General features: G+C 59.9%; 21 protein-coding genes. 3 read left to right on the top strand and 18 right to left on the bottom strand.

Features of this window, described 5'->3' with window-relative positions; all coding sequences use genetic code 11:
* The 5 genes from HU770_RS12720 to HU770_RS12700 all read right to left on the bottom strand — a co-directional run bounded on the left by HU770_RS12720 (position 1) and on the right by HU770_RS12700 (position 3604).
* The gene (locus HU770_RS12720; protein ID WP_186663810.1) at positions 1–456 is read right to left on the bottom strand and encodes a DUF2591 domain-containing protein; all 456 of its coding nucleotides are present in this window, start codon (positions 454–456) and stop codon (positions 1–3) included.
* Positions 453–707, bottom strand: a complete 255-nt coding sequence (locus HU770_RS12715; RefSeq protein ID WP_186663809.1) for a hypothetical protein — start codon at positions 705–707, stop codon at positions 453–455. The genes HU770_RS12720 and HU770_RS12715 overlap by 4 nt, the downstream gene beginning before the upstream one ends.
* Positions 704–955 carry a hypothetical protein gene (locus HU770_RS12710; RefSeq protein WP_024086938.1) on the bottom strand — a complete coding sequence of 84 codons (252 nt, stop codon included), beginning with the start codon at positions 953–955 and terminating at the stop codon, positions 704–706. Before HU770_RS12710 ends, HU770_RS12715 begins: the two co-directional genes overlap by 4 nt.
* The gene (locus tag HU770_RS12705) at positions 952–1746 is read right to left on the bottom strand and encodes a hypothetical protein (protein ID WP_186663808.1); all 795 of its coding nucleotides are present in this window, start codon (positions 1744–1746) and stop codon (positions 952–954) included. Before HU770_RS12705 ends, HU770_RS12710 begins: the two co-directional genes overlap by 4 nt.
* Positions 1747–1954: 208 nt before the next feature.
* Positions 1955–3604 (bottom strand): DNA cytosine methyltransferase, encoded by a 1650-nt coding sequence (locus HU770_RS12700; protein ID WP_186663807.1) that lies wholly within the window; start codon positions 3602–3604, stop codon positions 1955–1957.
* 43 nt (positions 3605–3647) lie between these two features.
* Between HU770_RS12700 and HU770_RS12695 the strand changes: the two genes are divergently transcribed.
* Positions 3648–4295, top strand: coding sequence for a hypothetical protein (locus HU770_RS12695; RefSeq protein ID WP_186663806.1), 648 nt, complete (start codon positions 3648–3650; stop codon positions 4293–4295).
* A 99-nt stretch (positions 4296–4394) separates the two neighbouring features.
* On the opposite strand, the gene HU770_RS12690 is transcribed toward HU770_RS12695, so the two are convergent.
* The gene (locus HU770_RS12690; protein ID WP_186663805.1) at positions 4395–5024 is read right to left on the bottom strand and encodes a hypothetical protein; all 630 of its coding nucleotides are present in this window, start codon (positions 5022–5024) and stop codon (positions 4395–4397) included.
* A 135-nt stretch (positions 5025–5159) separates the two neighbouring features.
* Here HU770_RS12690 and HU770_RS12685 point away from each other — a divergent pair, with 135 nt between their 5' ends.
* Positions 5160–5813: a DCL family protein gene (locus tag HU770_RS12685; protein ID WP_186663804.1), complete on the top strand. Its 654-nt coding sequence runs from the start codon at positions 5160–5162 to the stop codon at positions 5811–5813.
* Between the two features lie 13 nt (positions 5814–5826).
* On the opposite strand, the gene HU770_RS12680 is transcribed toward HU770_RS12685, so the two are convergent.
* From HU770_RS12680 to HU770_RS12620, 12 genes are all read right to left on the bottom strand, one after another.
* Positions 5827–6342, bottom strand: coding sequence for a hypothetical protein (locus HU770_RS12680; protein ID WP_186663803.1), 516 nt, complete (start codon positions 6340–6342; stop codon positions 5827–5829).
* Complete coding sequence (locus HU770_RS12675; protein ID WP_186663802.1) at positions 6317–6664, bottom strand: hypothetical protein; 348 nt, start codon at positions 6662–6664, stop codon at positions 6317–6319. Before HU770_RS12675 ends, HU770_RS12680 begins: the two co-directional genes overlap by 26 nt.
* 238 nt (positions 6665–6902) lie before the next feature.
* Positions 6903–7430 carry a hypothetical protein gene (locus HU770_RS12670; protein WP_186663801.1) on the bottom strand — a complete coding sequence of 176 codons (528 nt, stop codon included), beginning with the start codon at positions 7428–7430 and terminating at the stop codon, positions 6903–6905.
* Complete coding sequence (locus HU770_RS12665) at positions 7427–8056, bottom strand: lambda exonuclease family protein (protein ID WP_186663800.1); 630 nt, start codon at positions 8054–8056, stop codon at positions 7427–7429. Before HU770_RS12665 ends, HU770_RS12670 begins: the two co-directional genes overlap by 4 nt.
* Positions 8043–8987 (bottom strand): RecT family recombinase, encoded by a 945-nt coding sequence (locus tag HU770_RS12660; RefSeq protein WP_186663799.1) that lies wholly within the window; start codon positions 8985–8987, stop codon positions 8043–8045. Before HU770_RS12660 ends, HU770_RS12665 begins: the two co-directional genes overlap by 14 nt.
* Before the next feature lie 7 nt (positions 8988–8994).
* The gene (locus HU770_RS12655; protein WP_186663798.1) at positions 8995–10116 is read right to left on the bottom strand and encodes a hypothetical protein; all 1122 of its coding nucleotides are present in this window, start codon (positions 10114–10116) and stop codon (positions 8995–8997) included.
* Between the two features lie 165 nt (positions 10117–10281).
* On the bottom strand, positions 10282–10503 hold the full coding sequence (locus HU770_RS12650) for a hypothetical protein (RefSeq protein WP_186663797.1): 222 nt from the start codon (positions 10501–10503) through the stop codon (positions 10282–10284).
* Complete coding sequence (locus HU770_RS12645) at positions 10500–10721, bottom strand: hypothetical protein (RefSeq protein ID WP_186663796.1); 222 nt, start codon at positions 10719–10721, stop codon at positions 10500–10502. The genes HU770_RS12650 and HU770_RS12645 overlap by 4 nt, the downstream gene beginning before the upstream one ends.
* Positions 10718–10909 (bottom strand): hypothetical protein, encoded by a 192-nt coding sequence (locus HU770_RS12640; RefSeq protein ID WP_186554955.1) that lies wholly within the window; start codon positions 10907–10909, stop codon positions 10718–10720. The genes HU770_RS12645 and HU770_RS12640 overlap by 4 nt, the downstream gene beginning before the upstream one ends.
* The gene (locus HU770_RS12635; protein ID WP_186663795.1) at positions 10906–11322 is read right to left on the bottom strand and encodes a hypothetical protein; all 417 of its coding nucleotides are present in this window, start codon (positions 11320–11322) and stop codon (positions 10906–10908) included. The genes HU770_RS12640 and HU770_RS12635 overlap by 4 nt, the downstream gene beginning before the upstream one ends.
* Positions 11323–11554: 232 nt before the next feature.
* Complete coding sequence (locus tag HU770_RS12625; protein WP_186663793.1) at positions 11555–11833, bottom strand: hypothetical protein; 279 nt, start codon at positions 11831–11833, stop codon at positions 11555–11557.
* Between the two features lie 421 nt (positions 11834–12254).
* Positions 12255–12929, bottom strand: coding sequence for a polysaccharide lyase family 7 protein (locus HU770_RS12620; protein WP_186663792.1), 675 nt, complete (start codon positions 12927–12929; stop codon positions 12255–12257).
* A gap of 590 nt (positions 12930–13519) precedes the next feature.
* On the opposite strand from HU770_RS12620, the gene HU770_RS12615 reads away from it, so the two are divergent.
* Positions 13520–13846 carry a DUF1654 domain-containing protein gene (locus tag HU770_RS12615; protein WP_186663791.1) on the top strand — a complete coding sequence of 109 codons (327 nt, stop codon included), beginning with the start codon at positions 13520–13522 and terminating at the stop codon, positions 13844–13846.
* The last annotated feature ends 19 nt before the right edge of the window (positions 13847–13865 follow it).

Below are 13865 nucleotides of genomic sequence, written 5' to 3'. Positions count from 1 at the left end.
TTAGTTCGAGCTCATGCGGCCGCACTTATGTGTTGCGGCCGCGACCAGTTCCTTAGGCACCTGGACGGTATCGCCGAGCTTGGCATGCGCTATTGCTTGGCAGGCGGCAGTGAGGGTGCTCGGGCCGCCACCGCTTGGAAAGACCTCCTGGCCGCTGGCCTTGCACACGTACGCGCACCAGTGTTCTCCGGTTGGGCTTCGGCTGAAGCCGCTACCGTTGAAGCTCGTTTGAACGCGGTGCTTATCGATCAATGGCCCGCCCAGCGCCCAGTCTTCCCAAGGGTTGAAGCGCTTGATGTGCTCGGTCACCGTGGCGCGGTACCGGGCAAACACGCGCCAGGGGTTGCCGTACTCTGGCGGGGCCAGGAACACATCCAGGCCTTCCGCCTTGCCCACGGCCCACCCCAGGGCCTCGCCCACCAGGTCTGCCGTCTTCACTTCGATCAGGTCGGTCATGGCTCGAACCCTCTGGCGCGCATGGCCATCGACAGACTCTTGACCAGCTGGGCATGCGATACGACCTCACCAGAGCGCATGCTCGAAAGATCGCCGGCGCGGGCGCAGTCCACAAACTGCTCAAGCTCCTGTACCTGGGCCGGGATGTGCCCGTCGGATGAGCAAGAGACTTCGAATTCGACGCCGTCAACTACGATACGCCGGGGGTGACGCCCAAGGCCTCGCACGACAATGGTGGTGAAATCGCTCACAGCTGATACCTCTCATCTATCCAGCGCCCAGGCGCCAGTGCGGGTGTAGGTTCGGGTTGGGTTTCGTGCGGGGATAGCTGGCGCTCGTTGCCGGCCTGGAGCTGGCTGTCGGGGATGCAGCTGATGCCGACCCCATTCAGCAGGTAGCAGGTGACGCCGCGCTGGCTGTCGTGCTGCACGTCGATGACGTTTTCGGTTGCGCTGGCGCCGGTGGCCAGCAGCAGGAGGCAGAGGGCGAGGCGGGTCATGCGGTGAGCTCCAGTTGTGGGTCGGCTTTGGCGGCCAGTTCAGCGACGACGATGGCGTAGGCCTCGGGGTGCTGCTTATCGAACGGCGGCATGTTTTCGGCCTCGATCCATGTTCCACGCTCCGTACCACGGGCAAGCCAGCCAGGGTGGCTGGGGGTCGAGCGTGTCCAGGCGGTCGGACTGATGCCGAGTTCCTGTATTTGCTTCGCCGCGATGTAGCCTTGCTTTCGCATCAGGGCGATGACCCGGAGCGCGGCCTCCTTCCAGGGGGTGAGGCTGATGGGCGAAGGCACCCCTGCCTGGTGGACCCCGACGGCTATCGGAACCTGGCAGCGCTCAGCTGGGCTCCAGTCGAACAGGTGCAGGTACTCTTCATTGGCGAAGAACGCCCAACTGCTGCGGCTTTCCTCGCATCGCAACTCGAATTCCCATCCCGACTTGTCGCCGCCACGAGACATCCAGCGGGGGAGTACAACAGGAACACCGAGAAGGCCCAACATGCGGCAGATTCCGTGACTGGCATCGCTGGCCTTGCCGACGATCACCAGGCGATGGTCCGGCCCAGGCCTGCCGTAAAAGTTCTCGTAGTCCTTCGGCAGGATCTGGTCGGCCACCTTGGCGTTCAGGCTCATCTTCGCCTCGATGCCGATCTGTCGACCGCTGGTGTGCACGGCCAGGATGTCGAAGCCCGCAGCTTCGGGGTAGCAGGTCCAATCGGCCTGCTTGTTCATCGACTGGATGAAGGCCGCGCACAGCTCGGCCTCCGTCTTGATCGGTGTCCTTTCGAGCATGTCGATTCCTTGGCCGCCATATCGCGGCAGTGAATAGAGGGGAGAGGGGTTACAGTTGGGTGGAGTACAAATGTGCTCTGTATCTAATTGCCACCCTATAGACAGAGAAACGGTTCTCCGTCGTATAGAGGAGCTGTTAGATATGGAAGATGTGATTCAGGTGATCGAGTTTTGGGCGGCGATTTTTCGCCTCGTCCGTGCGGCGAGCTTAGCCATACAGGCGATCAAGCTGCTGCTGGATGCGCTGGCCAATCCAGCGGACGACGAACACGGCCTTGCTGTTGCCGATCGCCTTGTAGCGCGGGCCGTCAGGGCATTCCTCTGCTGGCTTACCGCGATATGGGATGCGGGTGTGATCGCCGGGAAAGCCTTGGAGCCATTCGCACTCCCGTGGAGTGAGGCGGCGCACCTGCGCATTGGTCTGAATGGCTTGGACTTCTGCCCGTGCTTCCAATGTGTATGCGTGATCGGCCTGCACCCCAACGCCATCTGGACCGCTCGCTGGGTTTTCGCGCAAAGCGCCGGCCTGGATGGCGTGAGCAACGATTGGCTGCCCACGGCCTGTACCGTCTTCGCTGGCGTCGAATCCCTCGGCCTTCAGCGTGTGCGTGATCTCGCCGGTGATGCACACCGCGACCTGTCCGCCGGCGTTGGGGTGGCTGGCGCCGTGGCCCATGGCGCGCAGCGTGGGTGCAAGCTCGCCAGCGTCAGCGCCGTGGTCTTTGCAGCTGAACGCAATACAGGGCTGGCCTTGGCCAGGCTTACCCCCACCGGTGGAGAGTGTGCCGACTACTTGACCATCCCCGCCTTCTAGCCTGATCTCGCTGCGGCTGTTCTCAGCAAAAGCTAATACGGCATTCTCCTGTCCGCTGTTACGACCTAGTGCAAACGCTTGGTCTGAGAGCGTGCAGGGGTCTTGCGTGCCGTGAACGACCAGCATCCCGCTTTCGGCATCCTGCTGGGTGGCGCTTCCGGCGGCCTTGCCGTTTGCCTGCAGTGTTACGCTGACGACAAAGGCCTCGGATTCGAAATCCATTCTTCCGCTGGCGCTGGCGCATGCGTTGCGCGCCGGAGCCACATCGATCGCTCCGCTGGTGTTGTTTCCCCCGAAAACAGTCAGGCGACCATCGCGGGCGTCATTTTCGTCGACTCCTCCAGTGCTTGCTGTAATTGTTCCGGCAGGACCTTGCCCCTCGCCTCTGCGCGGCGGAGTATCCCGGCGCAGGCCTTCGCGCTCAAAAAGTACTTCGAGGGGATCGAATCCTGCTCGAGCACTTGCGACAACGAACACACGGCGGCGTCGTTGGGCCAGGCCGAAATATTGGGCATCCAGAATCCGCCATGCGACTGTTCGCGTGGGTCCATACACACAACCAGCGTCCTTCCATTTACCCCCTGGCGGTTGGAGTTCTTCGGATTCGCCCACCAGGGCGCCGAGGAAGCAGCCAAACGCGTTGCCTTTGTCGGAAAGGACGCCGGGGACGTTTTCCCAGAGGCAGGTGGCCTCGGGTTCGCCGCGCTTGATTCGAACATGGTCAATTGCATCGAGCAGCTCCACATATTTGATGGTGAGGGCGCCGCGGGGATCAGCTAAGCCTTCGCGCATGCCGGCCACGCTAAAGGCCTGGCAGGGAGTGCCGCCGACTAGAACCTCGGGCGCCTGGATCTTGCCGGTCAGCACCATGGCAGCCAGGCGGGTCATGTCGCCGTGGTTCGGCGTGTCCGAGTAGTGGTGGGCCAGCACTGCGCTGGGGAATGGTTCGATCTCGGCGTACCAGGCGGCACGCCAGCCCAGCGGGTGCCAGGCTACGGTCGCAGCTTCAATGCCGCTGCAGACGCTTCCGTAGGTGATGGCCATTTGACTCGACTCCGGTTAAATTGCAGGGTCTGAAGGAGGGCTTATGAGTAAAGTTGAACTAGACATCAGTGGACTCAAGTTCACATCGGATGGGTTTTCGGTCAGCAATTCAACCGGGCAGGTGGCAGGCACCAAAGAGCTTCCTATTTATATGGAAGTTGATACCGGAATTGACTACGCTGCTGTTGTAACTGGGGTTGCAGGCCTCGTCGTTGCTATAATGGTAGCTAGATTTACCATGGGGGTTCAGCGAAACCAGATCCAAGCGAACGTCAGCACCCTTCGTCATCATTGGATGACCGAGCTACGATCTTGCTCGTCTGAATTGCTCCAGACTATGTCTGTATTGACCAATCATATGAAGCAAGTGGAAAAATATAAAGGAAGTCCTGAGTACGTTGAGCAAATGAAGGTGGCTATTATTCTGGAAAACAAAGTCGCACTTCTTCTAAGTCGTGATGACAATCGCTCAAAAGGAATAATGGACGCAATCAGGCATATCATGGTGTCTATAAATAATCTCAAGCATAATCAAGATAATAAATCTATATTTAGCTCTATGAATGACCTCAAACATTTGTTCAGGGCTGAGCTTGAAAACGCTTGGGACGATATTAAGAACGATTTGGGGATCAATCGGAAATATTTAGGTATACGACTGGTTTCCGAGAAAAAAGCCAAGGATAAATAAGTCTTGTCATGATCCTGTTTTGAAGCGCCGCCCTCGCCGGGGAGGCGTTATCGTTGAATAGGGGAAGGCGCTGGCGGGCAGCGCGGGAGGGTCAGGCGGCTATGGGCGGTTGTCCGCTCCGCAGTTGCGGCAGTTGTTCTCAAAGCGCTGGCGATCGCTGATGAAGCGCCCGCAGCCGTGGCAGTTGAACATCATCATCCGTGGCTTCTGTCTCTGGGGTAGCACGATGCCGGTTCCACGCAGAGCCTCCTTGACATCGACATCGTCGCGCTCGACCAGACGGCGGCTGTGCGCGTCAATGTAGGCGCAGGGCCAGGCGATGCCGCCGGTCTGGCCGCAACGTCCGATCATGTTGATGGTGTCTGCTCGGGCGACGCGCACAGCCTTGCTCAGGTCGCTCGTGAAGCCTCCATCGCCCTTCAGCCAGATCAAGTTGTTGCCGTTCCAGGCCTTCGGCTTCTGCATATAGAACTCGGCAGCGTCAGGATGCTGGTCCAGCGCCTCGCGAATCTCCACATACTGGCAATCGACGCCGATCCGCGCCCGGGCGTCGATGTAGTCCTTCGGCCATGGGATGTCGGTGTCGCGGTGATCTAGGGCTCCGTCCCGTGTGAACAGCTGGGCCTTGTCCAGGTCGGTGACATACCCTGAGCCACCGAGGCCCCAGAATGACAGGCCGTCGCCGACGTAGGCGTGTGGTCGGCTGTCCTGCAGGTAGAACTGGATCATGGCTTTCTCCATGCATGCGCCGCCCTCCTTGGTCGGATGCGGCAATGATAAGCGGTGTCCAAGAGGTGGCTCCCAGCGAGAAACCCGTTTTCTCGGTACAATTGAGGCTTGAAACAGAAATCGAAGGGGGTTGAAATGGCAGCAAAGCCAATAGTTTTGCCTAGCAAACTGTTTCGGACTAAAGGTGAGGCAGAACAATTCTTTTCAGCAATGCTCGGTAGGTACAACAATGGGGACAGGGTCTCATCTGACGATGAAGTCCTGCTTTATGAGTACTTTTTAAGGAATCCAGAGGCCCAAGAAAAAACGGGGCCGGGAATTGAGTTTTTCTTCAAAGATAAGTCGCCAGATCACTCAACTAGCTGCTTTCATATTTTTTGGGTTCGCTCTGTTGATAACAGACAGTCGACTGATTTCGGGCTAAAAGCCTGTCGAGATGCGAAGGGGCCAACTGTTGCTGGTTCCTTCTATTCAGCATGCCGGCACGCGGTTGATGCTGGGCTGACAGCCAAGAAGAGAGCTATTTACGATAGTTCTGGAGGGGTCGTCCCTTGTTCAGTGACGGGTGTTGATACAACATTTACGACATCGGAATATCGACATACTGAACCCAGGTTTCAGAATATTGTTCGTGACTTCATTGCGTTGCGTGGCCTGGAAGTTACTGCTTCGCTCATGACGCCAGGTCAAAATAATCAGTATGTTACTAAGTTTATAGACCCGTTAATGGAGCAGGATTTTATTCAATATCACGGGTCAGTGGCGAAACTGGCAATTTTTGCGAAATGACTTGACCAGTAAGTCATGCACCAGGCGAGAGAATTTCATCCCCCGGATCCTGCTGAATCATCAGCATGCTCTTCCGATCGAACGAAAGGGCCAGCCTTGGTGAGATGCTGATCTCATGCCGCGGCGGGGTGAGAAACTTCGCCGCGTGCAGCTGCCCGAGTGCGTGAATTCCGTGGATCAGTGCCTCGATCATCTGGCTGTAGGTGGTATCAGCCCAGCCGCATATCGCTCGCAGGTGCTGGCCGGTTCGCTTCCTGGCTGACAGCCGCAGCGGTTCAGGCCGCGCCACAGATAGGTGAGCCTCGATTTCGTGGCGCGCGATCCTGAACAAGGCGTGGTGCCCGAGCGCTTCGATGTGATGAATCATCAGCGTCAACGCCTCGCCCTGTTCCTCGATACCGGCCCACTCCATCAGCTCCAGCAGGGCCTGTTTAGTCCCTGGTCGTACCTTCAAGCGCAGGTCTTCTTCCTGCAGGCGCTCGGCTTTGGCTCGGCGTTTCTCATCACGCTGCTGCTGCGTCAGAGCCATCACCGCCTCCATTGCGCACAAAGGTGGCTCCCGGCCCGATGTCGAGCAGGTCGCACACCCGGTTGATGATCTTGAGCGCTGCAGCAAACACCTCTGCGTCGTCCGGCTCGCGGGCCAGGCGCTTCATGTTCGGCTGGTGCTCCAGGCAGACTTTGTCGACCAGGCGCCGGGCCAACCTGCGCAGGTGGTCGGCACTGTCGTGCTCGCGCAGACTCAGCGCGAAGGCCAGAGCAACGTCATCAGGCCGGTACTGTCCGCCGCTGCGGGTGATGTACAGCTTTCGCACCTGCTTGCGCATCGATGCGTCGAAAAGTGATGCCATGCTCGACCTCCTGCAGGCCGCTTGGGGGAAGGTTGGATTGCTCACGCCGCCTGTGCAGCTGCAGGGATCGGCGGATTTTTCGGTTCATGGGATAGCTCCATATCGCAGTCGTGCCAGCCTCCCAGCCACCAGGCGCTGTCGACCGACATCTCGGGGTGAGGCTGATACGCCCGGCAGCGACCGGAAGCACGAGCGTTCCGGCCTTGGTAATAGGGGAGTGGGTGGATTTTTTCAGGCTTCACTCTTGGCATGGCGTACCCCCGTGCCTTTGCAGCGGAAAGTTAATCCCGAAGGCCGCCAGAATTCGCTCCAGCTTACGATTTCCGATGCCAAGCTTTGCCGTGACCCGGCAGCGGGACATGCCACAGTCGCGCAGAGCAATGATCTGATCTGCGAGAGCCCGGTCTGCCTTTTCTTGGGCTACGGGGTCTTTCACCGGCTTGGGCTGTCGTGGCGGGCTGGCGAACTTGAAGCCTTCGCGTGCCGCCACACCCCACAGCGCGCCTTTGGTTTCCCCAAGGAGCTCTGCCACCTCCCCGCAGCTCATGGTCTTGGCCAACTCGGCGACCTTCGCTGCGCGGGTCCTGGCTTTGGTTACCTGCTGTCTTTCGGACTTGCGGGCGGCAGGCTTGGCCGGCTTCTGCTTGGGGTCTGGGTGCTTGCGCTCGGGTAGTGGTCGGTAGGTGAATCCCTCCAGCTCGACAAGCTGACCACCAGAGGCAAAGAAGGCCGCTTGTGCGGCCTCCAGGTCGATTGATGGGTTCATGCAGCCTCCTTCATCCGCTCGCGCATCTCCTTCTCCAGGTCGCTGAGCTCTTCCAGAAAAGCCCTGATCTCGGACTCCATTTCGCGTATGCGCTTGAAGTCGCGCTCGAAGCGATGGCACGCGTACTGGAGCGGCTCAGGCAGGCGGTCGTCGTAGCTGACGAAGTCCGCCCAGGCCCTGCCGGTGCAGGACATCTGGGCCAGCATCTGCCACTCGTACTGCGGGTCGTGTCGTTCGGACTGCATTGTGGCGATGTGGGTGGCTGTGTTCGGGCACTTGATCTCCAGCACACCATCGTCGCCTACCAGGCCATCCGGTGACGCGCCAAAGCCAGGAATGGTCGGGTGCATGACCAGGCCGGTTTCTGCCACCATCAGGCCTTTGTCGGCCTCGTAGGCCATGCAAGCAAACGGCTCAAGCTCGACGCCGCGCTGCACGGCAGGCTTGCTGGAAAGGTCTGGTCCGCTCTGCTGGCCGGTGAGGCGTTCGCACAGCAGCTCCATCATGTAGTTCTTGCGAGTCGCAGACGGCGCGCCACCGCGGCCGCTCGCCATAACGTCCTTCACCCGGCTGGCGGTCACGCATCCAAGGCGTGCCGCGAACCATTCAGCGCTACGCTGCTCCATCTAACACCTCCTCAGATTCGCCTTCGATGGGCGCCGTCTCTGCCTTGATAGCGTTGGCGCGCTTGGTGACCTCGGCCTTGAAGCGGGCGTGGCCGGTCGCATCCTTTGCCTGTTTCATTGCTGCGGTTCCCTGCTGGTACACATCGGTCAGGGCTTCCAGGCTTCCTGCCTTCTGCGCCAGTGCGATCCAGTTGTTCACCATCTCGGGATCGGTGGGTGCCGAGCCGGCCGCGCTGGCCAGACCCTCACCCCCATCCGTGTTCAAGTGGTGAATCGCTTGCTCCAGGCGCTCAGTCTTCGGCCAGTACTTGTAACCGCGCTTCACCACGGTCTTCTTGGCCATCTCGCCAGGGTCGGTGACCCATGGGCAGGATTTGTTCTTGCTGAGCCAGGCCTTCCAGGCGCTTGACCTGTCCCGGATGGCATTCACATCCTCGATGCTCATGGTTTCGGTCAGGTAATCGCCGTCGGCGGTCTTGACCACCACGTACACGCCGATCACCTCGCCTCGACCTTTGGCGAACGGGTTGTAGGAATGAGTCGGCGGCTTGTCGAATCCGTTCAGGCTGAAAGCGTCGGCGGCGTACACCAGTTCGGCCTGGGCCCAGCGTATGGCGCCGGTCGACATGGCCAGGTCCATCAAGCCGATGTAGCTGATGTCCAAGCAGATGCGGCCGTCTCGCGGGACCAGGTACGCCTGCTTCTTGGCCGGGTTCAAGCTAATACCGATGGCGGCGATGTTGGTGATCGCATTGGCCACCGACTGCCGGTTCTGCATCGCGACCTTGGTGGCGTACTCGCTCGAAGTGATGACCTGGATGGCGAATTCGGCCTCGCGCTCGAAATTCAGCGAGCGGTCGGTCAGCACGTTGGCGAACTGATTCCGCTGCGCGTAAATGTCCTGCGAGATGATGGCTACTGCTTGGCTCATGGCGACCTCAGTAGGAAATGGCGATGTTCGGGATCTTGCGCTGGGCTATCAGCTTGACCGCCTGCTTGGCGCAGGACTCGGGCATGCCTTCTGCCATAAAAGCTTGAAGAGCAGCACGGTTGATGCTGCGGCGGTGCGCCTCGTCGCGCTCGCGCTCTTCCTGCTGGCGCAGTATCTCGGCCGCTGCTGCATCGGCCCGGCGGCGCTCGTCCTGCCTGGCCCGCTCTGCTGCTTCCTCTTGCCGGCGTGCGGCGTCTTGGCGCTCCTGCTCCATCCGCTGCTCGGTGGCAACGCGGTCGGCTTCGGCCTGACTCCGAGCGCGCTCCGCTTGCTCAGCCTGCAACTTGAGCTGAAGACGCTGGTTCTCGGCTTCGCGCTCCTGTGCTGCAGCCTGGTCCTTCAGGTCCTGCTCCCGCTTGGCGGCCGCGTCACGCTCGGCTTGCTGCTCCCGGGCAACGCGCTGGCGCTCAGCCTCGACCGCGGCTTCCTGTGCCAGCCTGATCCGGTCTTGCTCAGCGCGCTCTTCTGCTTCGCGGCGCAGGCGGACCAGCTCTGCCTGCTCGGCGTCGTACTTCTGCCGCGCGGTCAGAGCTTCACGCAGCGCAGTCAGCACCTGGTCCTTCACCTGGCCAGCCTCTGCGTCGAACTCTTCCCAGGTATCGCCCAGGGCCACGGACTCGACCCGGCCGATCCGCGTCAGCAAATCCTCTGCGTCCAGCAGGCCCAGTTCGATGCCCTCGGCCTTGATGGCCGCGACGCCTTGCTCATGCCGGGACACACGCGCCGCCTCAGCTTCCTCCCACTCGGTCAGCGGACGGCGGACTTCTTCCTGCCACGCGGTGAGCGTGTCACGCATGCGCTTGCGCTCGGCGTCGATCTTCTTCGGGATTTCCTTCAGCTCCGAAACGAGCTCTTTACCCAGGTCGTCCAGCGCGGACTTCGAACGAGCGATGCTGTAGGCGATAGAGCCGATGGCTTTGCGTCCCTTGGCCGTCTTCACGTCCGGCACGAAGGTGTCGATCTGGTCGCGAATATGCTTGAGGTACGGGTCGAGGCCATTTGGGGCTTGGAACACCTGCAGGGCTGTTTCTCTCGGCGGCACAGCGGCCAGTTCGGTTTGTGCGGACATGCGAAACTCCCGCGCCATCCATGCGGTGGGCGCTGATTATGTGGTTACTGGGTGATGGTGCCGGCCAGAGCGCTCAGGAGGAGCCAGCCGGTGAAGAAGGTGAGGGCGATGAAGGAGCCACGGCAGGTAGCGATACGGCGTGCACGCTGGTAGCTGGTCATGGCTTCAACCTGGAAGGTTTGGCTTGGGGATACGCTTGAAGTTTTGGACTGGCTGAAGCTTCGAGACACCGTACCAATGGCACTGGGGATTTTTGGCGATTGAGCGCAAGGAAGCGAGAATGCATTCCTTGTGCATAGGGCCTCGAAAACCTCCGCCCAAGTAATGACGCAGATGGCCATTGAACTTGATCAGGTCAAGGTTGCTGTGGAAGTAGCGCTGGCTCATGCGCGCACCTCATACCCAACTGTCCACTCGCCGCACATCCACCAACTGCGGCTGACAGCCTCAGGATTTTCGATGAACGCCTCGGCAGCGGCTTTCTTGGCGTCAAACAGCGTCGGGCCCTTGAAGAGCATTAGCACCCGGTCACCAGGCATGGCTTGGGCCTCGGGCAGTTCAGCGACCTGGTCGTCGATGATCGACGGGAAAACTGGCGTGGTCATGCAACCTCCTTGCGCCCATCAACGATCTTGTTGAGGCGCCCGCAGTAGTGGTTGAACTCTTCGATGGTGATGCGCTGGTCGGCCAGCATTTCGGTGAGGAGCTTGAGGACCATGGCCTGCCAAGACGCCGGCGTTGCCGGGTCGGCCATGGCATCGAGCTCGTTATCGATCAATACGTGCGGGCTCATAGGCGCGCCTCGTCTGCCTCGTACTGGAGGCCTTGGTCGGCGTACTGGTCGAGCATCGTTTCTGCGATCTCGTACAGCTTGCCGTTGACGTGATCGCTCTGGCCGACGACATCCTCGACCATGCTCTTCACCGGGCCGCCGGCCTGAGCCTGCAGCAGGAGCTGGGCGAGGGCGGTGATATCGTCTTGCTCGGCCTCCTGCATAGATCTCAGGTGCTCGGCGACCTTGGCCACGAACTGGTCCTGACGCACCCCTACCGGGCCACCAAAGCGCTGCGGGATCAGAACGTCGCAGCCGCCTACCAGCTCCTCGGCCTTGCTCTCGATCCAGTTCTGCGCCGCTTCCTGATGCGCCGAGTCGTCATCCGGCTCAGCATGGTCATACCGCCATTGTGCTGCTCGAAGTGCGCCCATGGTCGCCTCCAGGTGGTGGGTTACTCAGTGGGAATGGCTGGCAGTTCGTGCCAGTGCGTTATCCAAGTGCGAGGTTTGAGCTCGCTTCTCTTCTTGCGATGCCATTCGTGCTCCCACGCCTGCTCATGACTAAGCCAAACCCCGATGTGAACCGGGTAAGGAGATTGCGGAGAGTGGGTGAGGTAGCTGCCTGGAGCAGGCGGCAGCCTGTCGCTGCACTTGATCCAGCCGCTCATGCTGCCTCCGGCCAATGGCGGTTGATGCTCTCTTTGGCGTAAGGGGAAAGGCGCTGGAAGCTGTTCACTCCGCCGCATCCGGGCATGGTCCCTTCCAGTTCAACGCAGGCCTTGACGTCACAGCGCCGCGAGCAGACCCAGCCGCCGTAATGGCAGCGGTGCACTTCGCCTTTCGGGTCGGGGTGATGGGCCAGACCGCCTTTCCAAGAAGGCGAACCGCGCAACTTGAGGCCGCAGCCCCGGCACACGGCCTGGGTATCGGTGCAATTGTGCATGTGTTTATCCTCAGGACCGCATTGGCCAGGAGCCAGGCGCGGGTGACCAAACCCACCGTGAAAGGTGGCCTGGCGCCTGCCAATGCGGTCGATGTGAAGGGAAGGGTGCAGGCGGTGAGCGCTACCTCACATGCATCTGGTCTGGCCGGGTAGGCCCCGGATTCGCCTGCGTGTACGTCGATTAATGTTTACTGCGGTGAGCATTAACCTGCATAAGACTCACGTTGATGCGCTTTAAATCGATGAAAACTGCATCGGTGATCCACATTCCGGGGCAAACCGGGTGACCGGACGCCTCACCAAAGGGCGAGACGCTACCCAGGCTCACAATTCGCGGCGATCAACTCGCGTTCAATGTGGATCACCGATGCAGCCTGTGATGGGGAGCAGGGCATCGGGCCGTCTTTCCGGCTGTAATGGGTCAGCGATGTGTCAACGAGAGGATGCTGATAATGCAGATCGACCCATCTTCAGCCGGCGTGGCATCCGTGTAATCGACCTGGTTGTAAACGCCACCGTGGAAGTTCAACAGCGATGAGCGCCATGAGTCATCCAGCTCCAGCCGACCAGACGACTCTGCATCGCCATTGCACTCAGCTGTCACGGTCAAAGCGCCCGAGGCCAGCACGCGGATAGTGATTTTGAACTTTGCACCGAGGGGCACGCCTTTGAGCAGCGTCGTGTTGATTGGGGTGGCCTGATTGAACGTCTGCCGGAACCCTAGGGTGATGTTCCCTTTGCTCCAGAAGACCTTCACCGGTGGACTGTCGTCGTCCTTCACGTGCAACTGCGAGATCACCACCTTCTTCGCTGAGTTGACCTTTGTGAGCGTCATTTCCTGCATGTTGATGTGCTCGGCCGCGCTTGCCAGAGCCCAGTACACCGGCTCTTTCCACTCGCACCGCGTGCGGTGTGTGCTCTTGCTCGATGCACCTTTCGTTGGGGCTGAAAACTGTACTGATCCGTCGGACAGGACAGTGACGACGCTGGGGAGCTGAGCGATGGCCTCGGCGCCACTGAGCTCCAGTGCTACAGGATTGGTGGATGAAATGGCCACTGGGGTCGTGATCGTTAAGTTGCTGACGTTTACTGTCATGGGTACGTCTCCTGACGTAAAAATCATGGTCTGGCACGATTGCCGTCTCAGCCTGGATGCATGTTTCGCATCCCTCAGCCAGCTCTTCGAGTGGGCTCAGGTGATGCTGCGCAATGCCGCCTCATCGAGACGGCATCATCGAATCGTTCTGTCTTTCTCCGCGCCCGCTTACCAGGTCATTCACTCAGTTCGGTCAACACCTCGTCCGCCGTCGCAGTTGGCTGCGCGTGGGCAGGCTTTCGGGCCTGTCGGATCGCTGGTCGCCGGTAGAGGCAAGTGCGGTTTTGTTCATCGGTTTACTGACCTCCCACCGATGGAGCCGGGAGTGACCTAACCGGCTGGGCCGGGTAGTCGGGCATGGCGCGAGTTGTTAAAGAGCGGTGAGGCTTGAGGGCCTGCGCAGTCCCTGTTCGGTGACTGCGTGTTGAGGCAAATATCACGCATCGTGTTTTTAATGTCAACACGATATGTGATTTATTTTTCCTCGGCTGTGATGGGGAAAATTCTCACAAGCCGGGTTCACCTTTCACATAGCGTGATGTATGCTCGCCGACAGTGCTGGATGGATATACAGTAATGGAGAGCGGTCTATGTCCAAGCAGAAAAAAACGGCGCCCAAAGAGCGTCAGGAAATGACCGGAGTAGAGAGGCTAGGGCTCCGCGTATCGTCGATGATCAATCACCCTCTGGCGCAGACGCAGCGATGGGTGACGATTCATCGCCTGGACACGGATGGAGACATGGAGTGGGAAGAGGTGATGGGTCTGCTGGCTGAAACACCGGAGCTGGACCTGACCTTCAATGACGATGAAAGCGTGACGGTTCGATGGGAGCCGCAGAGCGCCGACGATCGGGACGACCTGGTCGTTGAGAAGGACTGGGAGTACGAGAGGGTGGAGGAAGAAGCACCTTTCTGACGCGCACAAAAAAGCCCGC

The organism is Pseudomonas sp. SWRI68 (genome assembly GCF_014269165.1).
GTDB classification, from domain to species: Bacteria; Pseudomonadota; Gammaproteobacteria; order Pseudomonadales; family Pseudomonadaceae; genus Aquipseudomonas; species Aquipseudomonas capeferrum.
The sequence above is the reverse complement of the archived record's forward strand: the minus strand, read 5'-3'. Positions and strand labels throughout refer to the sequence as shown.